Raw genomic sequence first — 23,044 nt, forward strand, 5'->3', positions numbered from 1 at the left:
AACGGCGACGGGCGGTCTTTATGCCGCGTCCTCGATCTCGTCATCCGTCTTGCGCGGCACGTAGTTCAGTACCGGCCCGAGCCAGCGCTCGACTTCGGCAATCTCCATGCCCTTGCGCTTGGCATAGTCTTCCACCTGGTCCCGCTCCACCTTGGCGACGCCGAAATAATAGGAGTCGGGATGGCCGATATAGAGGCCGGATACGGACGAGCCGGGCCACATCGCGTAGCTCTCCGTCAGCTTCACGCCAGCCGCCTTTTCCGCATCGAGCAGCTTGAAGAGCGTTGCCTTTTCCGTGTGGTCGGGCTGAGCGGGGTAACCCGGCGCCGGGCGGATACCGGCATAGGCTTCGCCGATGAGATCCTCGTTACTGAGCTGCTCATCCCTCGCATAGCCCCAATATTCGCGCCGCACCTGCTCATGCATGCGCTCGGCGAAAGCTTCGGCGAAGCGGTCGGCCAACGCCTTGACGAGGATCGAGGAATAGTCGTCGTTCGACCGTTCGAAGCGTTCGGCGATAGCGATTTCCTCGATTCCGGCTGTCACCACGAAACCGCCGACATAATCCTGGACCCCGCTCGTGACAGGCGCGACGAAGTCCGAAAGCGCGACATTCGCCCGCCCGTCCCGCTTCGAAAGCTGCTGACGAAGCGTGTAAAAAGTCGCAAGCTTCTTGCTGCGGCTTTCGTCGGTGAAGAGGCGGATATCGTCGCCGACGGCGCCGGCCGGCCAGAAGCCGATGACGGCGCGCGGCCGGAACCACTTTTCGTCGATGATCTTTCTCAGCATGGCCTGGGCATCGGCCCAGAGCGCACGCGCCGCCTCGCCCTGCTTCTCGTCTTCGAGAATGGCGGGGAAACGGCCGCGCAATTCCCAAGTCTGGAAGAACGGCGTCCAGTCGATGTATCTGGCAAGCTCCGCCAGATCGTAATCCTCGAACACCCGCGTGCCGAAGAATTGCGGCTTCGTCGGCTGATAGGCCGACCAGTCGGTCTTGTGCGCATTCTCGCGGGCCCGTGCCAACGGCAGGCGCACCTTCTCCGCTTCGCTGCGGGCATGCGCGGCCGCCACCTTGGCATATTCGGCTCTTACATCGTCGACATAGCCCTGCCGGGTTTCCGGCGAGAGCAGCGCCGAGACGACGCCGACCGCGCGGCTCGCATCGGTGACATAGACCGCCTGGCCCTTGTTATAGCCCGGATGGATCTTCACGGCCGTATGCACGCGGCTGGTCGTGGCGCCGCCGATCAGCAGCGGGATCTCGAAGCCCTGCCGTTCCATCTCGGACGCAACATGCACCATCTCGTCGAGCGACGGCGTGATCAGCCCGGAAAGACCGATGACGTCGACCTTTTCGGCGATCGCCGTTTCGAGGATCTTCGTTGCCGGCACCATGACGCCGAGATCGACGATCTCATAGTTGTTGCAGGCGAGCACGACGCCGACGATGTTCTTGCCGATATCGTGCACGTCGCCCTTGACGGTCGCCATCAGGATCTTGCCGGCCGACTGTCGGTCGTCGCCGCCGTTGAGGCGCTTTTCCTCTTCCATGTAGGGAAGCAAGACGGCGACGGCCTGCTTCATGACCCGCGCCGACTTGACCACCTGCGGCAGGAACATCTTGCCCGAGCCGAACAGGTCGCCGACGACATTCATGCCGGCCATCAGCGGCCCTTCGATGACGTGCAGCGGACGGGCCGCCTGCCGGCGCGCTTCTTCGGTATCGGTCTCGATGTATTCGGTGATGCCGTTGACAAGCGCATGTTCAAGACGCTTCTCCACGCTCCATTCGCGCCAGGAGAGATCCTGGACACGACCCTCCTTTGCCCCGGCGCCACGGAAACGCTCGGCCACTTCGAGTAGCCGCTCGGTGCTATCGGGACGGCGGTTCAGCACAACGTCCTCGCAGGCTTCGCGCAGTTCGGGGTCGATGTTGTCATAGACGGCGAGCTGGCCGGCATTGACGATGCCCATGTCCATGCCCGCCTGGATGGCGTGGTAGAGGAACACGGCATGCATCGCCTCGCGCACCGGCTCGTTGCCACGGAAGGAGAAGGACAGGTTGGAGACGCCGCCCGAGATATGCACGAGCGGCATGCGCTCACGGATCGTCCGCGTCGCCTCGATGAAGTCGACGCCGTAGTTATTGTGCTCTTCGATGCCGGTCGCGACCGCGAAGATGTTCGGGTCGAAGATAATGTCCTCGGGCGGGAACCCGATCTTCTCGGTCAGCAGCTTATAGGCGCGCTCGCAGATTTCCACCTTGCGCTCATAACTGTCGGCTTGTCCCGTTTCGTCGAAGGCCATGACGACGACGGCGGCGCCGTAATTGCGCAAAAGCCGTGCCTGTGCGAGGAAATTTTCCTCGCCTTCCTTCAGCGAGATCGAGTTGACGATCGGCTTGCCCTGCACCCGCTTCAGGCCGGATTCGATGATCGAGAATTTCGACGAGTCGATCATCACGGGCACGCGGGCGATGTCGGGCTCGGCAGCGATCAGGTTGAGGAACTCGACCATCGCCCTTTCGGAATCGATCAGGCCTTCGTCCATGTTGATGTCGATCACCTGCGCGCCGTTTTCTACCTGGTCGCGGGCGACATCTAGGGCTGCCGTGTAATCGGCATTGGTGATCAGCTTGCGGAACTTCGCCGAGCCGGTGACGTTGGTGCGCTCGCCGACATTGACGAAGGGAATGTCCTTGGTCAGTTCGAAGGGCTCGAGGCCCGACAACGACATGAAAGGACGATGCTCCGGGATCGGCCGCGGCTTGTATTTGGCGACAGTCTCGGCGATCGCCCGGATATGCTCCGGCGTCGAGCCGCAGCAGCCGCCGACAATATTGACCAGGCCTTCACGCGCGAAACTGTCGATCTGCGCCGCCATCAACTCCGGCGTTTCGTCATACTGGCCGAACTCGTTCGGCAGGCCGGCATTCGGATAGGCGCAGATGAAAGTATCGGCAACGCCCGAAAGCTCCTGCAGATGCGGACGCATCGCGTTCGCCCCGAGGGCGCAGTTCAACCCGATCGTAAAAGGATTGGCGTGGCGCACCGAGTTCCAGAAGGCTGACGGCGTCTGGCCGGAGAGCGTGCGGCCGGAAAGGTCGGTGATCGTGCCGGAGATCATCACCGGCAGTCGCACGCCCTTGGCCTCGAAGCGTTCCTCGCAGGCGAAGATCGCCGCCTTGGCGTTCAGTGTGTCGAAGATCGTCTCGATCAGGATGATGTCGGCGCCGCCGTCGACCAGCCCGTCGATCTGCTCGCCATAGGCGTCGCGCAGATCGTCGAAGGTGACGGCACGGAAACCGGGATTGTTGACGTCGGGCGAGATCGATGCGGTACGGTTGGTTGGACCGATGGCGCCGGCGACGAAGCGGCGGCGGCCGTCCTCGCGCTCGGCGCGGATTGCTGCCCGGCGCACGATTTCGGCACCTTCCTTGTTGAGGTCGTAGACGGCGCCTTCCATCTGGTAATCGGCCTGGGCGATGCGGGTCGAGGAGAAGGTGTTGGTCTCCAGAATATCGGCGCCGGCCTTGGCATATTTGTAATGGATCTCTTCGATCGCATCCGGCTGGGTCAGGATCAGAAGATCGTTATTGCCCTTCTGATGGCAGGCGCAGCCGATGAAGCGGGTGCCGCGGAACTGATCTTCGTCATAACCGAGCCCCTGGATCTGCGTGCCCATGGCGCCGTCGAGAACAAGGATGCGCTCGCTCGCGGCTTTCTTCAAAGCGGCGAAAACTTCACTGCCGTCACGCTTGCCCGTTTCCGGACCAAAGAGAGTATCAAACACGGGAGGGCTCCTTGACGTCGTAAGACCAGACTTCCAGATCACATAAAGATATCTTTATGTCAATATATGGCTATCGATTTCGTGCTTTGCAAAGCTTCGCCGATGACAGGCTCGCACGAGCTCTATATAGGCCTTTGCTAGGCTTGTGCACGAAATCGGAGGAGTATCATGGCACCCGCAACCGGCAACGCCGCGCTTGGAAACTGGACAAGCCGCGCCTATCACCGCAGCTGGCTGCTGGCGCAGGCAAATGGCCTCTTCGATTTCTTTCAGCACGATTCGATCAATCCCAAGGGTGGCTTCTACGATCTCGACAGCACCGGTAGGCCGCTCGATGCCGAGGGCCAGGTGCGCGGCATCCATATTGCGGCGCGCGCGGTCCATTGTTTCTCGATCGGCGCCCTGCTCGGGCGTCCCGGCGCCTCCGACGTCGTCGATCACGGCATGGACTATCTCTGGAACCACCATCGTGACCGCAAGAACGGCGGCTACTTCTGGTCGCTCGACAATGACGGTCCGGTCGATTCCAACAAGCAGGGCTACGGCCACGCTTTCGTCCTGCTCGCCGCCTCCTCGGCAAAGACAATCGGGCATCCGCTGGCCGACGGTATGCTGGCCGATATCACCGAGATCCTGAACAAGAAGTTCTGGGAACCGCGCCACGGCGCGATCGCCGAGGAATTCACCGCCGACTGGCAGCCGCTCGACGGCGGCGCCTATCGCGGCCAGAATTCCAACATGCACCTGACCGAGGCTCTGATGGCGGCCTTCGAAGTCACCGGCGACAGGGATTACCTCGCCAAGGCCGAAAGCATCGCCGATCTCGTCATCCGCCGTGCGGCCGGTTCGGTCGACTGGCGCGTCGCCGAACATTTCGACGCCGAATGGAACCTCGACAAGGATTACTATCATCCAAACGAAATGTTCCGCCCGGCCGGCACGACGCCAGGCCACTGGTTAGAATGGGCGCGCCTCATCCTGCAGCTCTGGGCCCTCGGAGGCAAACGCATCGAATGGATGCCGGATGCGGCGAAAGCCCTTTTCGAACAATCCATGGCCCTCGGCTGGGACAATGACAAGGGCGGCTTCTTCTACACGCTCGACTGGGACGACAAACCGGCCAAGCGCAACAAGCTCTGGTGGCCGGCCTGCGAGGGTGCGGCTGCCGCGCATTTCCTCAATGAGCACCTGCCGAGCGACTATCACGAGGAATGCTACCGCAAGATCTGGAACGTGATCGAACGCGCCTTCATCGACCACAGGAACGGCGGCTGGCACGAGGAACTGACGGAGGATCTCGTTCCCTCGCACGCGCTCTTCCCCGGCAAGGGCGACATTTATCACGCCCTGCAGGCCTGCCTCATCCCGCTTTTCCCGGCAACGGGCAGCCTGACGAAGGGCATCGCCGAGGCCGGCGGCAGGCTCTGACGGCTGTTTCAGCGGCCGGCGCCGACCCTCCGGCGGTCGGATTGTTCCGGCAGATGCGGCCGGGTCACAGCGGTGAGAGCCGCAACGTATCGAGATCCTTCGCCAGCATCAGCGCCAGGGCCTCGACCACAAGATTGTGGTCGTCGCGCTGCGGCAGACCGGAGACGGTGACCGCGCCGATGCAACCCGTGCCTTTGACATTGATCGGAAAACTGCCGCCATGCGGCGCATAATCGGCGCCATCAAGCCCGTTGTCCTCGACCGTCTTGCCATCCTTGCTGAGCTTCAGGCCGGAGGCATAGCTGCTGCGAAAATAACGCAGCACCATGTTGCGCTTGCGCCTGACCCAATTGACGTTGTCCGGCGTCACGCCCGGGAGCGCGGCATAGAAGACCGGCATCGAATGCAGCGTCACATCGATTGCGATGCCGAGGCCGCGCTCGCTGGCGAGCTCCTGCAGAAGCTTGCCGAGCTGCCAGGCAGTGTTGAGATCGAAGGCATCGAAGCTCAGCGCCTTTTCCTGCTCGGCGATCCGACTGAGATCGTTGTCGATTGTCATGATAGGCGCTCCTCTCCTGCAATGATCCGCTGCAGACCATTCTCATCAGGAGAGAAAAAGTAAAGCAAAACTTGGCCTAAGGAGAAGTCAGAGCTTCGGCGTCAGCATTTCGAAACGGTCGCGGATGGTGGCGCAGGTATCGCCGCCCAATCGAGCAATGGCATCGACCGCGGCCGGATCGACATGCAGCCGTTCCGGATCGACGACGCCGTCGCGGTAATGCGCATAGACGATGTCACCGAGGATAATCTGCCGTGAGCGGCCGAGCTCCAGCGTCACATGCCGCCGGCATTCGAAGGCGGCCGGCGCCTCGGCGATAAAGGGCGACGCCACCTTCGCGCCAGGTATCGCCGTCAACCCCGCCTGCTTCAACTCGTCGACACCACGCGGATATTTCGCGCCGCAGACATGCATGGCCTCGGCGATGGCGAAGGAGACGATGTTGACCGTGAAGACCTCGGTCAGGCGAATATTGTGGCCGGTGTCTTTGAACGACATGTCGGCATTGTTCTCGACGCCGATCGCCAGGATCGGCGGATCGGCCGACAGGCAGTTGAAGAAGCTGAAGGGCGCGGCGTTGATCCGGCCATGTTCGTCGACCGTCGTCACCAGCGCGATCGGCCGCGGGATGATCGTGCCGATCATCAGCTTGTAACGCTCGCGCTCGCTGAGCTCTTTGAAATCGAAGGAGACCGCCATGGTTCAGCCGATTTTCGGGGCCGGCGAGAAACCGCTCATTGCGCCCATAAAGGGTTTCGGCAGCGGCGAGGCGTAGGAGCCGCGCTTGCTGGTGGAAAGCCCGAGCGACACCAGCGCCTCGGCTTGCTTGACGGCGGCCGCGACACCGTCGACGACGGGCACGCCGTAAATCTCCTGCAATTCCCTGGCCAGATCGGTCATGCCGGCGCAGCCGAGCACGATCGCTTCGGCCCCGTCTTCGACAAGCGCCCGCTCAATCTCAGCCCTCAGCTTGCCGATCGCGCCCGAGGCCGCGTTTTCCAACTCCAGCACCGGAATATCAGAGGCGCGCACCTTCGCCCGGTCGCCCATGCCGTAGCGGCGTACCAGATTGTCGATCAGCACCCTTGACCGCTCCAGCGTCGTCACCACGGTGAAACGCTGCGCCAGGAAGCCCGCCGTGACCACGGCGGATTCGCAGAGACCGAGAATCGGTACATCGGCAAAACTCCGCGCCGCTTCGAGCCCGGTATCGTCGAAGCAGGCAATCACCGCCGCGTCGTAACCCGCCGCCTGCCGCTCCTTAAGTTCCAAGAGCAGGCCAGGAATCGCGAGCGCCCCGTCATAATGTCCCTCGATGGAGACCGGCCCCATGCTGGATGTCGCGGCGACGATCTCCGTGCCGGACGCCGCCACCGCACGCGCGGCGGCCGCAGCCTTCTCGGTCATGGAGGCCGTGGTATTCGGATTGACGATGAGGATGCGCATATCAGTCTATCTTTGCCTGCCGCCGCCCCAGCATGGTCATGATGCCGAGCGCGATGAGAATGATGGTGAAAGAAAACAGCGTCGTCACCGTGCCGAGAGCGTAGAGCACCGGCGTCGTGACGTTGGTGGTCATGCCGTAGATTTCGAGCGGCAGCGTATTGTAGCTGCCCGACGTCATCAGTGTGCGCGCGAATTCGTCATAGGACAGCGTGAAGCCGAACAGCCCGACGCCGATCAGGCTCGGTGCGATCATCGGCAGCACGACGTGGCGGAAGGTCTGCCAGGAGGTGGCGCCGAGGTCGCGGGCCGCCTCCTCGTAAGCGGGCGAGAAACGGTTGAAGACGGCAAACATGATCAATACGCCGAAGGGCAGCGTCCAGGTCAGATGTGCGCCGAAGGCCGAGGAATACCATGCGGGCTTGAGACCGCCCTCCTGAAAAACCACGCCGATGCCGAGCGAAATGATGATCGACGGCACGACCAGGCTGGCGACCGTGGCGTAGAACAGCACAGTCGAACCGCGGAAACGGCGGCGGAAGGCAAGGCCGGCCAGCAGCGACACGACGACGGTCACAACCATCACCATCAGCCCGAGGGTGAAGGAGCGACGGAACGAGGCACCGAAATCGCCGACCGCCTGCTTTTCGAACAAGTTGAAGAACCAGTGCGTGGAAACGCCGTTCATCGGGAAGGTCAGGCCACCATCCGGTCCCTGGAAGGAGAGGATCAGGATCGCCGAGAGCGGACCGTAGAGGAACAGCACGAAGACGACGAAGAAGATCGCCAGCATATAGAATTCGAGGCCGCGTTTTTCGTGATTCATCTCAAAGCTCCTTGCGGATATCAACGACCCGCAGGATGGCGGCGACCATCAGCAGCACGACCGCAAGCAGGACCACCGCATTGGCGGCGGCCGCCGGATATTGCAGCAGCGACATCTGGTTCTTCATCATCAGCGCTACCGAGGCGCTCTGGCCGCCGGACATCACCTGCACCGTCGAAAAGTCCGCCATCACGAGCGTGACGACGAAGATCGTGCCGATCGCCATGCCGGGTTTGGCAAGCGGAATGACGACGTTCCACAGCACCTGCCAGCCCGATGCGCCGGCATCGCGCGCCGCCTCGAACAGCGACCGGTCGATGCGCATCAGCGTGTTGAAGATCGGCGTCACCATGAACAAGGTATAGAGATGCACCATGGCAAGCACGACGGCGAAATCGGAATAGAGCAGCCATTCGATCGGCTGCGGAATGATGCCCATCTTGATCAGCGCCGAATTGACCAGGCCGTTGCGTCCGAGCACCGGGATCCAGGAGATCATGCGAATGATGTTCGAGGTCATGAACGGGACGGTGCAGACGAGGAAGAGGATCATCTGCGTCGAAGTCTTGCGGATGTGGAATGCCAGGAAATAGGCGACCCAGAAGCCGATGACGAGCGTCAGCGCCCAGACGATGGCAGTGAATTTCAGCGTGTTGAGATAGGTCTTCCACGTCACCCATGAGCCGAGCGTGTCGGTGTAGTTCATGGTGAGGAAATCAGGATAGAGGCCGGCGAAGTCATAATCCCAGAAGCTGACGACAGCGATCATGGCGATCGGCAGCAGGAAGAAGAAGCCGAGGATGGCGATCAGCGGCGTCGCCTGGAGGTAGGAGATGGCTGAGGGGGAGAGGCGGAAAGAACGTCTGCCGCCTGCGCCGCGGCTGCCTTCCTCCGTTTCCACTGCAATGGTCGCCATATCCGGTTCTCCGTTCTGATTACATCAAGCGGAACAAAGGTGGGTGCGGCCCCCTCATCCGCCTGCCGGCACCTTCTCCCCGCTGGGGAGAAGAGAATCGTGGCAGCGTCTCCGCTACCACAACTCCACCTGTCGTCATGCGGCCCGCCCGCAAAACTCCCGCTTCTCCCCAGCGGGGGAGAAGATGCCCGAAGGGCAGTTGAGGGGGCGGAGCGAACCGACGTTTTGAGCGTCAGCGAAAGACAGCAGCTCCCCGCCCTCCAGGAGGGATCAAGCTGCGATGAACTCGTTCCAGCGGCGGACCATGTAGCGGTCCTCGTCCATGACCGAGTTCCAGCAGGCGACCGCACCCATGCGGGCTTCGAAGGAACCGCCGTCGCGCACCGCACCGGCCTTTTCCATGACCTTGCCTTCGGGAGAGAGGATATCGCCCTGCGCCGGCTTGCCCTCGATCCAGTAACCCCATTCGTCTGCCGTCATGAAGTTCTTGGCCGTCTCCATGCAGGCGGAGTAGTAGCCCTGGCGGTTGAGATAACCGCCGACCCAGCCCGACGTATACCAGTTGATGTATTCGTACGCCGCATCGAGCTGTGCGCCCTTCAGATGCGAGGCAAGGCCGAGGCCGCCGCCCCAGGCGCGATAACCTTCCTTGAGCGGCTGGTATTTGCACGCGATGCCCTTGGAGCGGACGGCGGCGACGGCCGGCGACCACATCGACTGGATGACGACCTCGCCCGAAGCCATCAGGTTGACCGACTCGTCGAAGCTCTTCCAGAAGGCACGGAACTGGCCGTCGCTCTTGGCCTTGATGAGGAATTCGATCGTCTTGTCGATCTCTTCCTTGGTCATGTTGCCCTTGTCGGCATATTTGATGTTGCCCATGGCTTCCATGATCATCGCCGCATCCATGATGCCGATCGACGGGATGTTGAGGATGGATGTCTTGCCCTTGAACTTGGGATCCATGATATCGGCCCAGGTGGTAATGTCGCGGCCGACGAGATCGGGACGAATGCCGAGCGTATCGGCATTGTAGATGGTGGGAACCATCGTCATCCACTGCGTCGGCTCCTTGGCGAACTTCTTTGCGCCCTGCGCCTCGACGAAGCCGACAGTGTGTGGTGCAGTGCCCTGGGCGATGACGCTGTCCGGCTTCATCTTGCCGTTGATGAAGAGCGGCACGATCTTGTCGTAATATTTGAGCTTCTTGACGTCCATCGGCTGCAGCACGCCTGTTGGAAATACCTTCTTGGCGATCCAGTATTCGATGTCGGCGATGTCGTAGCTGTCGGGCTGGGTGACGGCACGCTGGGCGGCAGCGTCGGAATCAGTCGCGGTCATCTCCAGCGTGATGCCGAGATCGGCTTTGCACTTCTCGGCGATGGCGTTGATGTTCGAAACGCCAGTGCCGAACTGGCGAAGCGTGATGTTCGTCTTCGCCCAGATCGTGGGAAAGCCGGTGATGGCTCCGGAGCCGGCGATGGCGCCGACGGCGGCAGCACCCGTCTTCAAGAGCGTGCGGCGGGAAAGACCCTTTTCCGCCTTAGTCGATGTCGTTTCAGTCGTCATGTCAGTTCCCCTTTTCTTGATGTGGAAGTTGATGTTTTTGATTGTTCATGCAGAGGCTCGGCCGAGAAGCACCGCATCCTCACGTTCCCAGCTGAGCGAGACCGCGTCGCCTACGGCGACCGGACGGGCGAAATAGTCGCTATCGTCAGCAATGACGGTGAAATCGTCGCTGCCGGCGCCGAAAACGGTGATCTTCACCGAGGAGCCCCGATATTCGACGTTGGAGACTATGCCGTTGAAGCCAAGCGTCCACTCTGTCGCCACCTGCAGACGCACGCGATCAGTGCGGATGCCGATATCGACAGGTTCGCCGACTTCCCTGCCCTCGCCCCGCACGGAAAAGCTCTGCCCCTCCGGCACGGTCATGACGAGCATGCCGTCCGCGCTCGACGTCACCCGGCCGGACAAGACGTTGTGATCACCCATGAACCGCGCGACGAAGGCGGTTGCCGGCTTCTCGAAAACCTCGCGGGGTGCCGCCGCCTGCTCGATCCGGCCGTCATTCATGATGACGATGACGTCGGCGAGCGCCATCGCCTCTTCCTGGCTGTGGGTGACATGGACGAAGGTGATGCCGAGCGACTTCTGCAGCTTCTTGAGCTCTGCGCGCATACGGATCTTCAGGAAGGGATCGAGCGCCGACAGTGGCTCGTCGAGCAGCAGCGCCTCCGGATCGGTAATCAAGGCGCGGGCCAGCGCCACACGCTGCTGCTGGCCGCCCGAAAGCTGAGCCGGACGCCTGTTGGCATAGGGCTCCATCTGCATCAGCTTCAGGATCTCAAGCGCCTTGGCCCGCCGCTCCGCCTTGTCGACGCCCTTCATCTTCAGGCTGAAGGCGACATTGTCGACCAGGTCGAGATGCGGGAAGAGCGCATAGGACTGGAACATCATAGCCGTGCCGCGCCTGGCCGGCGGAAGATCGGTGACGACCGTTTTGCCGAGCCTGATGTCGCCGGAAGAAATGCTCTCATGGCCGGCGATCATGCGCAGCGTCGAGGTCTTGCCGCAGCCCGACGGGCCGAGGAAGCAGCAATAGGAACCGGCCGGAATCTTCAGGCTGATCCCGTGCACGGCCGTCGTCGCTCCGTAGACCTTCGAAACGGATACTATATCGATCTCTGCCGCTTTCGACATCATGCCTTCCCCTGTTCGGGAAAGATGATGCATCTGCCGTGCCAATCGCTTCCAACGCCAACTAAGCCCTTAGCGGGAAAGGATTTTAACACTCAAAGCCGCGCAGGCCCATTTTATAAGCACCGCATCGTCTGCACATGATTTAGGCTATCGTCTGCAATTTACTCAAAAAATCGTATACAATTTAGCCGCCATTTCGATGACAAATTCCGTTTAACTTTTGCCGCGAAGCCGGGTATGGTTTGCCCGCCATCAGGGAATAGTTTTCATGAAATCCGCCGCCAAGGCCATGCAGGCCGAAGAAGTCGCCGAAACCGGCGCGCATCAGATCCGCGATGCCATTCGCGAGGCAATCGTCGAGCGCAGGCTTTCCCCCGGCACCAAGCTTTCCGAAAGCGATGTCGGCAATCTTTTCAATGTCAGCCGCACACTTGCCCGCGCGGCGCTGCAGGCGCTTTCCTATGAGGGCCTCGTCAGCGTCGAGAAGAACCGCGGCGCCTTCGTCGCCTATCCCTCCCCTGATGAGGCCCGCCAGATCTTTTCCGCCCGGCGCCTCGTCGAGCCCGGCATATTGCGCGAGGCGGCGGCGCGGATCACCGCTGATGACATCGGGAATCTGCGAGAGCTTTTGCAGGAAGAAGGCCGCCTGATGAGCGAGCGCGGCCAGACGGCCCGGCGCGCCGAGATCAAGGCATCCGGCGATTTCCACCTGATGCTGGCGGAAATTTCGGGCAACGCCATCATGCAGCGCTTCATGGAGGAGCTCGTCGCCCGCTCATCCCTCGTCATCGCGCTCTACGGCCAGTCGACCGCTTCCAGCTGCGGCCATTCCGAACATGGCGATATCATCTCGGCGATCGAAGGCAAGGAACTCGACCGCGCCTGCCAGCTGATGCTGCATCATATCGCCCATATCGAGTCCGATCTCGACCTGCGCGAACGCAAGAGCCTCGGCCTCAAGGAAGCCTTCGAACTCTGAGCGGTTGGGCGCACGTCGCCAGCAGCTATCACGACGCCTTCTTCGGCAGCTTGTCCAGCGCGGCGAAAATCTCTTCCGCCGTCCGCGGCTCGCTTGAACGCAGCTTCACCGCGCCGTCACGCCCGATCAGGATCAGCCCGAACTCGCTGTAAGATGGCCCTTGCAGCCGCTCGCGAATATCGTCCGCATCAAGTTCCCAGCCATCGTCGAACAGCGAGAAAGCGCCGCCGCCGGCGATGATGAACACTTCGACGTCTTCCTCGATGAGGCGCATCTGCGCGTTCCGCAACCATTCGTCCTGGGTTGCCGCGCGGTCGTCCTGCGCATCGGCGAAGATGATCAGCACCCGTTTGCTGTCTCGAAACTGCTCGAGCGATTGCGGAAGTTCCGGCTCACGTCGCGGCGTGCCGATGATTTCATGAACGATGGATCTCAGCATGGTGCTATTCCTCGCCCGTCATCTACGGGCTGTGACTGCGCCATTCCAGCGCCGGCGCATTCAAGACGCGCGAGAACGCTGTAAAGCGCTGAATAACTGAATAATTCCCAAATTCGGTACGAACTGGGATCATGCAGTAAACGGCTGGAAATGGGGGAGGTTCCGACGAAGCGGAAAAGGATCGCAGCTCAACATCCGTTAGCCGCGATCCCTTTCCCGTCAGTCGCGGCTCTGGTCCTCGGCGGCATGCGCCGAGACGGCGACGAGGTCCGCAGTGCCGTTGGCAAGCAGGCGTTTGCGCACCAGCACGCGCATGACGCGTGCGGCCGTCGAGAAGGTCATCTGGTCAAGCGGACCTTCGCCCTCCCAGGGCTTGGTCAGCCGCTCGGTGACGGCGCCGACGATATTCATCGGCACGATGTCGGTGCATTCGCGCATGGCTTCGAAAACGAAGCTGATCGGGATGACCCTTCCTTCATGGGTCACGATCGGTTCGGTCAATTCGCTGTCCCATTCCTCGAAGGCGTAAAGTGCTTCGCGAAACAGCTGCTGGAGGGTAAACGGCGCGTGGCCGTTATGAAGTGGCGGCAGGGCATTCATCATGTCTGTCTCCTCTTGATGGATTAAGCCAAAATCCTCCTGGCTCGGTCAGCATGAACGCGGGGAACACAGCGTTTTTTGCCCCTGCGGACCGAATAACACGATTGATTCTATAGAGTAATCTTTCGTGAATAAAGCCCATTTCTCGGCCGAGGCGGCACCCGTTTTCCTAAACGCATGAAATTCCTGCATGTTTTAGGCGAAAATTTCTCAATGAGTCGGATTCGTGAAAATCCATGCCTGCCGCGTGTGATTGTGCGGGAGGCGGGAAAAACCCTGAAAAATCACGGAACTTTTGCGGCTGTAATCTGTTTTGTTCGCGCACTTCGTAAAAGCAGATGGGGTTACCACCAATGACGCAGATCCGTGAACCGGAGCGGCGGGCCAAAGTCCTGCGCGGCCGTCCTTACAGCCTTGATGAATTCGCCTCCAAATATGGCCTGCGCAGCGACCAGGCCGAGAGTCTGTTTACCCGTTTCGGGCCTTCCTCGATCGAACTCGATTTGCTGATGGCAGCCAAGCGCCGCGCGCCTGTTCTGCCGGACAGAATTGCCGAATAACGCCTTTCACGAACGGAATCGATAGATGAGCGACAGACGCCATGAGTGGATCAGCAAACGGGCCTATGCGATCTGGGAAGAACAGGGCCGCCCTGACGGCCGGGACAGCGAACATTGGCGCCAGGCAGTCGCCGAGCGGGACGCGCTGGAACGCACGCAGGCCTCCGTCGACGGACGTGAAGTGCTGGTGAAGTTCCGCCCGAAGCCGCAACGGCCGGAACTGCCGCGCGACGGCTGGCTCACTCCGCCCGCCAAGGCCGGTTAATCCAGGACGCCGGTGGCCGGCCTCGTCCTTCGAGGCCCCTGCGGGGCGCCTCCGGATGAGGGCGGAGAGAAGGTGCGGCTTGCCTTACCGGAGGGCGGAGGGAGGGCGCAGCCTGCCTCCCTGGCGGCGGGAGCACCCTGCCGCGCAATTGCCCCCCGCTCGCTCCCCGTGCTAGCCTGCCGCCATGGAAGTCACCGTCTATATCCTCCGCTGCAGCGACGGCTCCTATTATACCGGGCTGACCAAGCAAGAGATCGAGGCACGTGTGTGGGAGCACAATGCCGGGACCTATGACGGCTACACTGCCAAACGCCTTCCGGTCGAACTTGTCTTTACCGAAACCTACGACCGCATCATCGACGCCATCGCCCGCGAGCGGCAGATCAAAGGCTGGTCGCGCCGAAAAAAGGAGGCGCTGATCGCCTTGGACTACGAGGCGCTGCCAGATTTGTCCAAACGGGGGTCGGTCAAGGCCAGGTAAGCCCCGGTGGCCGACCTCGTCCTTCGAGGTCCCTGCGGGGCACCTCAGGATGAGGGCGGAGAGAGGGCGCGGGTTCTGGCACCGGACGGTCTTGGGCGTGTCAACGCCAGATACCGCGAGGGACCGCCCAGCCGCCTCAACACCAGGCATACAGATCAGCCACTCGATACGCTACAAGGCGCACCCCGATCAGCTCGCCAGCCACGGCGCAGTGATCAGCCCATAGCCGCTCGTCACGCAGCACACCGTCAGATCACCAGCCACCCGGCTCGCCGATCAACCATCAGCTACACGGCACCCCGATCAGCCCTCATCCTGAGCGCGTAGGCCAAAGGCCGGAGCCTCGAAGGACGGGGGCGGGTGATGAGCAGCACCCTCGCCTGCGGAGGAGGTGCCAGTGGCCGACCCTCGTCCTTCGAGGCCCCTGCGGGGGGCCCTCAGGATAAGGGCGGAGAGAAGGTGTGGCTGGTCTCGCGATGGCGGAGAGAGGGATGCGGCTTGCTTCGCCGGAGGGCGGAGAGAGGGTGCGGCTTGGTTCGACGGAAGACGGAGCGGCGCGCTGAAGACGGCGGGCGCGTCGATAATGGCACAGTCCACCCCCTTCCCCGAACGCCGCTGTTTCCACTTGAAACACTTCGTCAAGCATATTGGCATAAATCCATGGAGTACGGGTTATTCTTTCACCCACCCGCGACATTGCCGCTCGACACTCTCCTCGCAAAATCGGAAACGGGACAGGGATGAAAAAGTGCGCATGCGCGAAGCGTGATTCCATCCGGCCGCGGCGCTGATTGCTGCCCGGCCGGGCCTCTCATGTCGGGGAAAGCCTCACACCGCCCGCCGGGGCGGACCATGTCAGAAAGCGTTGTTTTCCTGGCACAGCGCCCGGTGGACCTCGGTCCAGAACAGCGCCAAAGGGGTGTCGCCGTTGCGTTCGGCAACAAGGGCGCGGATCAACGCTTCGGAACCTGCCATGTCCTGCCAGCTGGATTTCAGGCCTTTGGCGGCCTGTCGGCATTCGGCAATCTCGAACGGTCTCTTGCTGTCCATATGAGGTCTCCTCATGAAAGGCGCTAGCAGGCGGCGGCCGGATTGTCATTCCCCGCATATGTGGGGATGCCTTGTATTTATGACGGTCCTCGCGGTAAGATTGAGAGAACTGGGACAATGGAAATGGCCGAGAATACCTACAGCGACAAGTTCGAACCCGCTTTCGAACAGATCAGGGCTGCAACCAATGTGGATGCCGCCATCCGTATTCTCCAGGCGGAATATGGTCTCGATTTCGTGACCTACCATCTCGCCCAGACGATCGCGAGCAAGATCGATTCCCCCTTCGTGCGCACCACCTATCCGGATGCCTGGGTCTCCCGCTACCTCTTGAACAGCTATGTGAAAGTCGATCCGATCGTCAAGCAGGGCTTCGAGCGCCAACTGCCCTTCGACTGGAGCGAGGTCGAGCCGACTCCGGAAGCCTATGCCATGCTGGTCGACGCCCAGAAACACGGCATCGGCGGCAACGGCTATTCCATTCCCGTCGCCGACAAGGCGCAACGCCGCGCGCTCTTGTCGCTGAACGCCCGCATCCCGGTCGAGGAATGGGCCGAGCTTGTGCGCCGCTGCCGCAACGAATGGATCGAGATCGCCCATCTGATCCACCGCAAGGCCGTCTATGAACTGCATGGCGAGCATGATCCGGTGCCGACATTGTCGCCGCGCGAGATCGAGTGTCTGCACTGGACGGCGCTCGGCAAGGATTACAAGGATATCTCAGTGATATTGGGCATATCGGAGCACACCACGCGCGATTACCTGAAGACCGCCCGTTTCAAGCTCGGCTGCGCCACGATTTCGGCCGCCGCCTCGCGGGCGGTGCAACTGCGCATCATCAATCCCTGAGAATCGAAATCGATTTTCCGAAGATACGACGTGTCGCTTCAAATGCCGGAGGATCGCGATCTTTCCGGCCGCGCCTCGTCTTCGCCGGTCGTGACTCAAGCCTCATACTTTTGGGCTAATCCCCCCATCTGAGGGGGCCCATCTGAGGGAATTTCCGATCCGGCACGCCTGAACCATTCTGCTCTCCACGAACTGCAAACGCTGGAGGGCAAAATGTTCGTTATCATTCAGGCACATGAGTATCAGAAATACGCCGCCGTACTCGAGCAGATGTTCCGCCTGCGCAAGAAGGTCTTCGCCGACCAGCTCGGCTGGGACGTTCCCGTCATTGGCCCCTACGAACGCGACAGCTACGATTCACTTTCTCCGGCCTACCTCGTCTGGTGCAACGACAGCCGCACGCGCCTTTATGGCGGCATGCGCCTGATGCCGACGACCGGTCCGACGCTTCTCTACGACGTCTTCCGTGAGACCTTTCCGGCCGCCGCCGATCTCGTCGCTCCGGGTATCTGGGAAGGCACGCGCATGTGCATCGACGAAGAGGCGATCGCCAGGGATTTCCCCAACATCGATGCCGGCCGCGCCTTCTCGATGATGCTGCTGGCGCTCTGCGAATGCGCACTCGACCACGGCATCCACACGATGATTTCCAACTACGAACCCTATCTCAAGCGTGTCTACAAACGCGCAGGCGCCGAAGTGGAAGAACTCGGCCGGGCAGACGGCTACGGCAAGTATCCCGTCTGCTGCGGCGCCTTCGAAGTATCTGACCGCGTGCTGCGCAAGATGCGCGCCGCCCTCGGCCTGACCCTACCCCTTTATGTCAGACATGTTCCGGCCCGCTCGGTCGTGACGCAATTCCTGGAGATGGCAGCATGAAACGCCTCGTTGAAACCGCAACACCGAAAGACATCTCCGCCCTGGAGCGCCATGTCCTCGCATCCCGCGACATTGCCACGCAGATAGGGGATCCCTTCCTCTCCTATCTGCTTTCGATGGCGCTGTTCACAATCTACGAAAAGAAGGCTCAGCATGAGAATGAGGCGCTGAAGAGCAGCTTCGGCTGAGGGCGCGGGTCCCCTCCGCCGCGCCTGAAGAGGGGCACGCCTCCCAGCGCCTCGCGCGCAGCCGCAAAACCTGTCCCCGTTTTGCGGCTGCGCGCCCCCGGTCACCTCGGGTCGTCAACGTCTCAAGGACGTCAAGCCATCAGGGAATCGATCGTCGAAATCAGCGTATCGTGCAGATAGGGCTTGGGCAGGAAGGCGGTATTGGCAGGCAGGGCCATCGGATCGAGCCGCACCATGCCCGAGGTGATGATGATGCCGATATTCGGCCGCATCGCCCTCACCCGTTTGGCAAGCTGGATGCCATCCATCGATCCGGCCATGTTGACGTCGGTGAACAGGATATCGACATCCTGCCGACCCTTCAGCACCACCAGCGCCTCATCCGCATTCGCCGCCTCCAGCGCCACATGGCCGACATCCTCAAGCACATCGAGGATATTGAACCGGATCAGCGGCTCATCCTCCACGATGAGCACCACGGCACTGCTCGAACCCACCATCTGCAATCGCCCTTTTCAGCGGAATATGATTCGAATAAGTGTTTCCGCCGTGCGAAGGTTCCAGTGCCTCTGCCCACGAAATATGCATCATCCACAGATGTTGCCCTGCCCGCTTGTGGCTCCCTGCAATTTGGGCTAGAGCGAACCGATGCCGTGGGAACCATTGCCCCGGCATCCAGGTGCCGGCCTCCGGCACCACGGCGTCGGACACCCGACGCTGAGGGCCTGTAGCTCAATGGTTAGAGCCGGCGGCTCATAACCGCTTGGTTGGGGGTTCGAGTCCCTCCGGGCCCACCATTTATTCTAAGTTATCGAAATAAACATGGATGTAGCCGGACGCGAAAAAACCGGGTTTTTGACACTAGATTTCGGAATTTTCATTGATCGACCACCCCGCTTTCAAAAGGCATTCAAAAACCCTTCGAAGTCTCACGTTTGGCGCCGGCTGTCCGCCTATCCTTCACACCCCTCGCTGATCACCTTATCGAAACGCCCCGAGGCCACGCGCAAAGTGGGCGCGTCTAATCATAAATGAAGACGCGTCGCTCAAGCGCGGATGCAGCAAGGACTGGCACCCGTAAAAGGGCATGGTCAACTAGCTCATTGATCAAGACTGCTCCTTTTGAATTCCTTCGAAGCTCCTTAATCCAGATATGAGGAAAATATCGCGTGACCATTCCTGCGACATAGAGAGCCGAATAATAGTACCCGAATTCATTCAAGTACTCTCCGGAACCCACAAAAAATAAGCGATCGAGGGAGTGAGCGAAAATTTCTGGCATCGAAAAATTGGCGACGTCAACAAAATCAGGGTGTGCTTTCCAAGTGACCGCTATGCCACTGCCAATCTGCTCAAACTCGAACTCCGGTACGACATTCGGAGCGAGACGGAACCTTTCTAAAATATCCTGGTATACCTCGTCCGTCTGCCCATACAAAAGAAACTGGCGCTGCACGTTCGAAATGCCACCGTCCGGCCAGCTTGTCCGACTTTGAGTAATCACACCTCTGCATAAGCTTGATTGATCGCCATATGCATCCAGCGCCGGCCTCATCGCAGGGATGTGCTTTAGGCATTCCATCAGAGTTATTGGCCTGTCTGGCATGGGGAGTGAACTGAGGTTGCTCACCTTTGACGTGATTGCCGCAGACCACTCAGAGTTCTTCGGGGGATAAAAGGTGGTGTGCTTGCCGTAGTGGGGTAGGTGCGTCGAAAGTTGCCTCCAGAGCCCAAATAGGCCTGATATCCCTCGGTGGTCGTTCACAGGTCTAACCGAGAAGTCGGAGATCTCTGATCCTTGGACAAGCTCAAGTCCATGAGCTTTAAAGCGATCATCTCGTTTATCGAAACTTACCTCTCCGTCGCCAAGCCACAAAACCTCGGCATTCGCGAGAGCGATCAACCCGTAATAGGCCATCAAGGCCCTGGTGGTGGGGCCACTGATCTCGGCCGATCGGAAATATTCGCGTGCCTGATCGAGGGAGAATGCAATTTGTTGGCAGTGCTTCTCGACATTCTTCCTTTGCTCCTTGGGCACGTGTCGCTCTCGGAGAAAGAGGTCGGCCATTCGACCAGTATCCTGGAATATCGACAGCCGTCGCCATGCAGTGTCGGCCGCTCGCGTTTCATTGATTTCGCGTATCTCAAACTCTCGCAAGTGACGTTCCCTCGGTTCAAACGAGAGAAGCTAATAACGTCTGCGACCGGCTAGTGTAAGAGCCCGGAGGAGCCAACAAAAGCTTATTAGTTAGTACAGTTCCCGTGCCGCCACGCCTTCGACGCCGGCGAGACGCTCGTGCACGTCCTCCGGCAGCGGTGCCAACCGCGTCAAGTCGAACCTCGCACCGCCGTCCGTCACTACCCCGAAGTTTTGCCCTGCAACCTTTCCACCGAAGGCTTTCTGAAGGTAGATAAAGCGCGCTGCGCGCTCCAGATCAGTCAGGGTGGCGGGATCGCATGCCTTTAGGCGTTCAAACTCTCGCCGGCTGGTCACCTGAAACTTCAGCGTGTGGATTGACCTTGCCCCGATGAAAAAATCCATTTCTAAGTGAGCTCCGGCCATTCGCAGGCTCCGGGTGCTGACGGTCGTCGTCGATTGCACTAGGGAATGCCTGGCACTCGTCGCCGATACATCACTTTCCGGTGCGGGTTGCCCGCGAGCTTGACCGGATCATCGAATGGGCGTGGCAAGCCGAAGATGATCGTCAGCGACAATGGCAGCGAGTTCACCAGCAACGGGATCCTGCAATGGACGGATCGTACCAAGGTGAAATGGCACTACATCGCGCCTGGCAAGCCGATCCAGAACGCCTTCATCGTGAGCTTCAATGGGCGGCTGCGAGACGAGTTCTTGAATAAAACTCTCCTCTCGTCACTGACCCATGCTCGATCAGCACTCTCAAACTGGCGCAGCGATTACAACGATCATCGACCGCACTCTGGACTGGGCTGGATGACTCCTGCCGAGTTCGCTCAGACAATCAACCCGCGACGTGATGCGGTGCTGCGCAGCCGAAATGGCTCCGCACCGCAACCCGCCGCTACCGACCCCGAATAACAGCAACCCAAAACCGCTGGAGCGAACTCAAAACTGGATAAACTTGGTGGCAAGGTCAGCGATGACACCGCGCGCCGGCGCCCTTCCACGATCGCTGTCAGCGCAAACGCACAGAAGCAGCAATGCCGCCCGTAAACTTCTCCTGTGCGCCGTCGTTATATCATTTTGGTGGAGGAATGGCGCGTTCGTCACTTCTCAAAGAAGTTTTCCAAGCCTTTGAACATGTCGCGAACTTGCGGATGAACGTCTCCGACTTTGAGCTCGTCGATTACGCGGCTAGCAGTGACTGTCACTGCAAACCTGTCCTGTATCTCTTTGGCAATCAGGGAGAACGCCTCTTTTCCAGGAACCTTCTGGAGACGAAATGCGGCCTCCTTCCAGTTAATTAGGAACTCGTCGAGAGCCGTCGAGAAGAGCGTCGGCACATCGCGCTTAGGATTTTTCGAAAGCTCGAATTCGACCAGTTTACCCGCCGTCTTGTTCGAGATTTTTTCCTTAAAGCCGTCGATTACTGTTCTAAAAATCGTGTCGACGCTCGTCTCCCAATCCTTCGGAAGGTCCGCGCGGCCATACCTGACGACTACCTTTCTTATCGCTTCGGGCACGAGAAGCACGTTTTCAATTTCCTTGAACGGAAGAACGAAGCACAAGACGTCGCTCCCCTTTAACTCGTCAATGAAGACTTGGACGTCCGCATCGCACCTGTAGTCGCGGTCGAACACGGACGCGACTTTGACGTTGAACTCGAAGAACTGGTTGAACACCCAAGCGGAAGTCGCGACGCGTGACCAATTCGAGAAACCATCTGTCTTCATCAGAGTGACTGATGAATCAGAAAGAAAATCGGATCCGCCGATCACTTTGCCCAGTTTTGCCAAGAGGCGCGTGTCATGACCCTCCACATAGAGAACCTTCTTCGTTCGCGCCAACCGCGCGAACTGCGCGTTTTCCGAGCTTCCTATCGCGTCATAGACCGACGAGAAATCGTCTTCTGAGCGGATCCGCTTCGCCGATCTTGCGCCGGGGCGAAGGATCAAAACGTCGGCGGGGTCCACGTCGTTGATGATTTCGGTCGAGTGAGTCGCGATAAAATACTGCCCTACACGTTGCGTGACGATTTTGAGAAGACGGTGTTGAAGGTCCGGATGAAGATAGACGTCGGGCTCGTCCAAAACGAGGACTGAATCTTTTGATGCATTGCGCAAATGCATCATTGTCTGCATCCACACTTGGAAGCCAAAGCCGGACCACTGAACTTCTCGGACGTTTGGACCGTCGCGGAAATACATCCGTGCAATGAGCCTGCCGTCCGCCCGCTCAATTTCCGGCTTCCGAATGCGCAAGCCCGGCCATCCCATCTCAACCAAGTCGGCAAATTTCTCAAACTCGTCGTCCGGCTGACGGTACCAGAATGAGCGGAAATTCCTGCTGGCCAGACGGCCGAACCGATTTCGTTCAACAGTGTCTTCCTGAACAAACTCCTCGTTCTGCTCCAGCGGACTGAGCGTTGGAACGATCACAATGTCGAGTGGGAAAGCCCGCCGAAGGAAGCCCGACGTCTTCTGCACTCGCGCGTCAGAAACCAGGTAACATTCGAGATCGCCATCCGACGGAATGTTCATCTTCAGCGTCGATCCGTCATCGATCTTGATCTGGATTCGGGCGGGACCGTCGTCGAAGTTATGAACGCAATAACGGAGGTCGGTCTGGACGACGGTCGGTGGCACCATGTAGGTGGCGCATACCCCGTCCGGCCCTTGCGACCTCAGCTCTGGCTTTCTACGGTTGGCGAAACGGAGCACGTCGAAGGCAATTCGGAGTGCGTCGAGCGCCGTCGACTTTCCGATGTTGTTCGGTCCGACAAGGACGTTTCTAGCCTTCGCAGAAACAATGAAATGCGGGTAGGTCTTATAGTCTGAAAATTCCAGCGACTTGATGAGCATGGGTTGTACAGGAGTCCATATGCAAGTATCAAAACGTTATACGCGATTTAGACAATTCAACTACAACCTCACGCTTGAGCAGCTTC

Annotated in this window: 22 protein-coding genes, 1 tRNA gene and 2 pseudogenes; 10 read left to right on the forward strand and 15 right to left on the reverse strand. The window is 60.0% G+C overall.

The features are described from left to right. Positions 1-18: 18 nt before the first annotated feature. The gene (gene metH, locus NMA58_RS13670) at positions 19-3,792 is read right to left on the reverse strand and encodes a methionine synthase (RefSeq protein WP_434710605.1); all 3,774 of its coding nucleotides are present in this window, start codon (positions 3,790-3,792) and stop codon (positions 19-21) included. A 168-nt stretch (positions 3,793-3,960) separates the two neighbouring features. Between metH and NMA58_RS13675 the strand changes: the two genes are divergently transcribed. Then, positions 3,961-5,220, forward strand: coding sequence for an AGE family epimerase/isomerase (locus NMA58_RS13675; RefSeq protein ID WP_430958290.1), 1,260 nt, complete (start codon positions 3,961-3,963; stop codon positions 5,218-5,220). Between the two features lie 64 nt (positions 5,221-5,284). On the opposite strand, the gene NMA58_RS13680 is transcribed toward NMA58_RS13675, so the two are convergent. The 7 genes from NMA58_RS13680 to NMA58_RS13710 all read right to left on the reverse strand — a co-directional run bounded on the left by NMA58_RS13680 (position 5,285) and on the right by NMA58_RS13710 (position 11,667). Next, positions 5,285-5,779 (reverse strand): heme-degrading domain-containing protein, encoded by a 495-nt coding sequence (locus tag NMA58_RS13680; RefSeq protein WP_434710608.1) that lies wholly within the window; start codon positions 5,777-5,779, stop codon positions 5,285-5,287. A gap of 87 nt (positions 5,780-5,866) precedes the next feature. After that, complete coding sequence (locus tag NMA58_RS13685) at positions 5,867-6,478, reverse strand: flavin reductase family protein (RefSeq protein ID WP_434710610.1); 612 nt, start codon at positions 6,476-6,478, stop codon at positions 5,867-5,869. A 3-nt stretch (positions 6,479-6,481) separates the two neighbouring features. Further along, positions 6,482-7,225, reverse strand: a complete 744-nt coding sequence (locus tag NMA58_RS13690) for an aspartate/glutamate racemase family protein (protein WP_085778833.1) — start codon at positions 7,223-7,225, stop codon at positions 6,482-6,484. A 1-nt stretch (position 7,226) separates the two neighbouring features. Further along, positions 7,227-8,048, reverse strand: a complete 822-nt coding sequence (locus NMA58_RS13695) for an ABC transporter permease (RefSeq protein WP_434710612.1) — start codon at positions 8,046-8,048, stop codon at positions 7,227-7,229. Position 8,049: 1 nt separating this feature from the next. Further along, positions 8,050-8,964 carry an ABC transporter permease gene (locus NMA58_RS13700; protein WP_434710614.1) on the reverse strand — a complete coding sequence of 305 codons (915 nt, stop codon included), beginning with the start codon at positions 8,962-8,964 and terminating at the stop codon, positions 8,050-8,052. Between the two features lie 270 nt (positions 8,965-9,234). After that, positions 9,235-10,533, reverse strand: a complete 1,299-nt coding sequence (locus NMA58_RS13705; RefSeq protein ID WP_183701826.1) for an ABC transporter substrate-binding protein — start codon at positions 10,531-10,533, stop codon at positions 9,235-9,237. Between the two features lie 45 nt (positions 10,534-10,578). Further along, positions 10,579-11,667 carry an ABC transporter ATP-binding protein gene (locus tag NMA58_RS13710; RefSeq protein WP_434710617.1) on the reverse strand — a complete coding sequence of 363 codons (1,089 nt, stop codon included), beginning with the start codon at positions 11,665-11,667 and terminating at the stop codon, positions 10,579-10,581. A gap of 268 nt (positions 11,668-11,935) precedes the next feature. Between NMA58_RS13710 and NMA58_RS13715 the strand changes: the two genes are divergently transcribed. Next, entirely contained in the window at positions 11,936-12,646 is a 711-nt protein-coding gene (locus NMA58_RS13715) for a GntR family transcriptional regulator (RefSeq protein ID WP_097597910.1), read from the forward strand. A gap of 28 nt (positions 12,647-12,674) precedes the next feature. Here the strand turns inward: NMA58_RS13715 and NMA58_RS13720 are convergent, their stop codons facing one another. Both NMA58_RS13720 and NMA58_RS13725 read right to left on the reverse strand, forming a co-directional pair. Further along, a complete protein-coding gene (locus tag NMA58_RS13720; RefSeq protein WP_085778839.1) occupies positions 12,675-13,085 on the reverse strand; it encodes a DUF4174 domain-containing protein in 411 nt (136 codons plus the stop codon). Positions 13,086-13,304: 219 nt separating this feature from the next. Then, a complete protein-coding gene (locus NMA58_RS13725) occupies positions 13,305-13,688 on the reverse strand; it encodes a hypothetical protein (RefSeq protein ID WP_038690240.1) in 384 nt (127 codons plus the stop codon). 350 nt (positions 13,689-14,038) lie between these two features. On the opposite strand from NMA58_RS13725, the gene NMA58_RS13730 reads away from it, so the two are divergent. The 3 genes from NMA58_RS13730 to NMA58_RS13740 all read left to right on the forward strand — a co-directional run bounded on the left by NMA58_RS13730 (position 14,039) and on the right by NMA58_RS13740 (position 14,991). After that, complete coding sequence (locus tag NMA58_RS13730; protein WP_085778840.1) at positions 14,039-14,245, forward strand: hypothetical protein; 207 nt, start codon at positions 14,039-14,041, stop codon at positions 14,243-14,245. Positions 14,246-14,270: 25 nt separating this feature from the next. Then, the gene (locus NMA58_RS13735; RefSeq protein ID WP_097597907.1) at positions 14,271-14,510 is read left to right on the forward strand and encodes a DUF2934 domain-containing protein; all 240 of its coding nucleotides are present in this window, start codon (positions 14,271-14,273) and stop codon (positions 14,508-14,510) included. Positions 14,511-14,694: 184 nt separating this feature from the next. After that, positions 14,695-14,991, forward strand: coding sequence for a GIY-YIG nuclease family protein (locus NMA58_RS13740; protein ID WP_221112189.1), 297 nt, complete (start codon positions 14,695-14,697; stop codon positions 14,989-14,991). An 855-nt stretch (positions 14,992-15,846) separates the two neighbouring features. Here the strand turns inward: NMA58_RS13740 and NMA58_RS13745 are convergent. Next, positions 15,847-16,041: a hypothetical protein gene (locus tag NMA58_RS13745; RefSeq protein WP_020921837.1), complete on the reverse strand. Its 195-nt coding sequence runs from the start codon at positions 16,039-16,041 to the stop codon at positions 15,847-15,849. A 123-nt stretch (positions 16,042-16,164) separates the two neighbouring features. Here NMA58_RS13745 and NMA58_RS13750 point away from each other — a divergent pair, with 123 nt between their 5' ends. From NMA58_RS13750 to NMA58_RS13760, 3 genes are all read left to right on the forward strand, one after another. Beyond that, positions 16,165-16,890: a LuxR family transcriptional regulator gene (locus tag NMA58_RS13750; RefSeq protein ID WP_434710621.1), complete on the forward strand. Its 726-nt coding sequence runs from the start codon at positions 16,165-16,167 to the stop codon at positions 16,888-16,890. 213 nt (positions 16,891-17,103) lie between these two features. Continuing rightward, positions 17,104-17,769 carry an acyl-homoserine-lactone synthase gene (locus NMA58_RS13755; protein ID WP_085778842.1) on the forward strand — a complete coding sequence of 222 codons (666 nt, stop codon included), beginning with the start codon at positions 17,104-17,106 and terminating at the stop codon, positions 17,767-17,769. Continuing rightward, positions 17,766-17,957 (forward strand): hypothetical protein, encoded by a 192-nt coding sequence (locus NMA58_RS13760; protein WP_020921840.1) that lies wholly within the window; start codon positions 17,766-17,768, stop codon positions 17,955-17,957. The genes NMA58_RS13755 and NMA58_RS13760 overlap by 4 nt, the downstream gene beginning before the upstream one ends. Positions 17,958-18,088: 131 nt before the next feature. Here the strand turns inward: NMA58_RS13760 and NMA58_RS13765 are convergent, their stop codons facing one another. Continuing rightward, entirely contained in the window at positions 18,089-18,457 is a 369-nt protein-coding gene (locus tag NMA58_RS13765) for a response regulator (protein ID WP_434710624.1), read from the reverse strand. A gap of 221 nt (positions 18,458-18,678) precedes the next feature. On the opposite strand from NMA58_RS13765, the gene NMA58_RS13770 reads away from it, so the two are divergent. Further along, positions 18,679-18,754, forward strand: a tRNA-Ile gene (locus NMA58_RS13770). Between the two features lie 224 nt (positions 18,755-18,978). Here the strand turns inward: NMA58_RS13770 and NMA58_RS13775 are convergent. Together NMA58_RS13775 and NMA58_RS13780 are read right to left on the reverse strand one after the other, a co-directional pair. Further along, positions 18,979-20,025 (reverse strand): YaaC family protein, encoded by a 1,047-nt coding sequence (locus NMA58_RS13775; protein ID WP_434710626.1) that lies wholly within the window; start codon positions 20,023-20,025, stop codon positions 18,979-18,981. A gap of 210 nt (positions 20,026-20,235) precedes the next feature. Next, a pseudogene (locus NMA58_RS13780) lies at positions 20,236-20,466 on the reverse strand (DNA adenine methylase); the annotation flags it as partial. 55 nt (positions 20,467-20,521) lie between these two features. Here NMA58_RS13780 and NMA58_RS13785 point away from each other — a divergent pair. Beyond that, positions 20,522-21,056: pseudogene (locus NMA58_RS13785) on the forward strand (integrase core domain-containing protein); the annotation flags it as partial. A gap of 147 nt (positions 21,057-21,203) precedes the next feature. Here the strand turns inward: NMA58_RS13785 and NMA58_RS13790 are convergent. Beyond that, a complete protein-coding gene (locus NMA58_RS13790; protein ID WP_434710628.1) occupies positions 21,204-22,958 on the reverse strand; it encodes an ATP-dependent nuclease in 1,755 nt (584 codons plus the stop codon). Positions 22,959-23,044 lie beyond the last annotated feature (86 nt).

The sequence above is a fragment of the Rhizobium sp. YTUHZ045 genome, from assembly GCF_051124255.1.
GTDB lineage: Bacteria > Pseudomonadota > Alphaproteobacteria > Rhizobiales > Rhizobiaceae > Rhizobium.

What these genes read in the sequence shown, in the direction of transcription:
- NMA58_RS13680 (WP_434710608.1), bottom strand. Translation starts at nt 5,779, where the DNA reads ATGACAATCGACAACGATCTCAGTCGGATCGCCGAGCAGGAAAAGGCG.
- NMA58_RS13740 (WP_221112189.1), top strand. Translation starts at nt 14,695, where the DNA reads ATGGAAGTCACCGTCTATATCCTCCGCTGCAGCGACGGCTCCTATTAT.
- NMA58_RS13705 (WP_183701826.1), bottom strand. Translation starts at nt 10,533, where the DNA reads ATGACGACTGAAACGACATCGACTAAGGCGGAAAAGGGTCTTTCCCGC.
- NMA58_RS13720 (WP_085778839.1), bottom strand. Translation starts at nt 13,085, where the DNA reads ATGCTGAGATCCATCGTTCATGAAATCATCGGCACGCCGCGACGTGAG.
- NMA58_RS13715 (WP_097597910.1), top strand. Translation starts at nt 11,936, where the DNA reads ATGAAATCCGCCGCCAAGGCCATGCAGGCCGAAGAAGTCGCCGAAACC.
- NMA58_RS13790 (WP_434710628.1), bottom strand. Translation starts at nt 22,958, where the DNA reads ATGCTCATCAAGTCGCTGGAATTTTCAGACTATAAGACCTACCCGCAT.
- NMA58_RS13700 (WP_434710614.1), bottom strand. Translation starts at nt 8,964, where the DNA reads ATGGCGACCATTGCAGTGGAAACGGAGGAAGGCAGCCGCGGCGCAGGC.
- NMA58_RS13690 (WP_085778833.1), bottom strand. Translation starts at nt 7,225, where the DNA reads ATGCGCATCCTCATCGTCAATCCGAATACCACGGCCTCCATGACCGAG.
- NMA58_RS13725 (WP_038690240.1), bottom strand. Translation starts at nt 13,688, where the DNA reads ATGATGAATGCCCTGCCGCCACTTCATAACGGCCACGCGCCGTTTACC.
- NMA58_RS13695 (WP_434710612.1), bottom strand. Translation starts at nt 8,048, where the DNA reads ATGAATCACGAAAAACGCGGCCTCGAATTCTATATGCTGGCGATCTTC.
- NMA58_RS13775 (WP_434710626.1), bottom strand. Translation starts at nt 20,025, where the DNA reads ATGGCCGACCTCTTTCTCCGAGAGCGACACGTGCCCAAGGAGCAAAGG.
- NMA58_RS13755 (WP_085778842.1), top strand. Translation starts at nt 17,104, where the DNA reads ATGTTCGTTATCATTCAGGCACATGAGTATCAGAAATACGCCGCCGTA.
- NMA58_RS13760 (WP_020921840.1), top strand. Translation starts at nt 17,766, where the DNA reads ATGAAACGCCTCGTTGAAACCGCAACACCGAAAGACATCTCCGCCCTG.
- NMA58_RS13745 (WP_020921837.1), bottom strand. Translation starts at nt 16,041, where the DNA reads ATGGACAGCAAGAGACCGTTCGAGATTGCCGAATGCCGACAGGCCGCC.
- NMA58_RS13685 (WP_434710610.1), bottom strand. Translation starts at nt 6,478, where the DNA reads ATGGCGGTCTCCTTCGATTTCAAAGAGCTCAGCGAGCGCGAGCGTTAC.
- NMA58_RS13675 (WP_430958290.1), top strand. Translation starts at nt 3,961, where the DNA reads ATGGCACCCGCAACCGGCAACGCCGCGCTTGGAAACTGGACAAGCCGC.
- NMA58_RS13750 (WP_434710621.1), top strand. Translation starts at nt 16,165, where the DNA reads ATGGCCGAGAATACCTACAGCGACAAGTTCGAACCCGCTTTCGAACAG.
- NMA58_RS13765 (WP_434710624.1), bottom strand. Translation starts at nt 18,457, where the DNA reads ATGGTGGGTTCGAGCAGTGCCGTGGTGCTCATCGTGGAGGATGAGCCG.
- NMA58_RS13735 (WP_097597907.1), top strand. Translation starts at nt 14,271, where the DNA reads ATGAGCGACAGACGCCATGAGTGGATCAGCAAACGGGCCTATGCGATC.
- NMA58_RS13730 (WP_085778840.1), top strand. Translation starts at nt 14,039, where the DNA reads ATGACGCAGATCCGTGAACCGGAGCGGCGGGCCAAAGTCCTGCGCGGC.
- NMA58_RS13710 (WP_434710617.1), bottom strand. Translation starts at nt 11,667, where the DNA reads ATGTCGAAAGCGGCAGAGATCGATATAGTATCCGTTTCGAAGGTCTAC.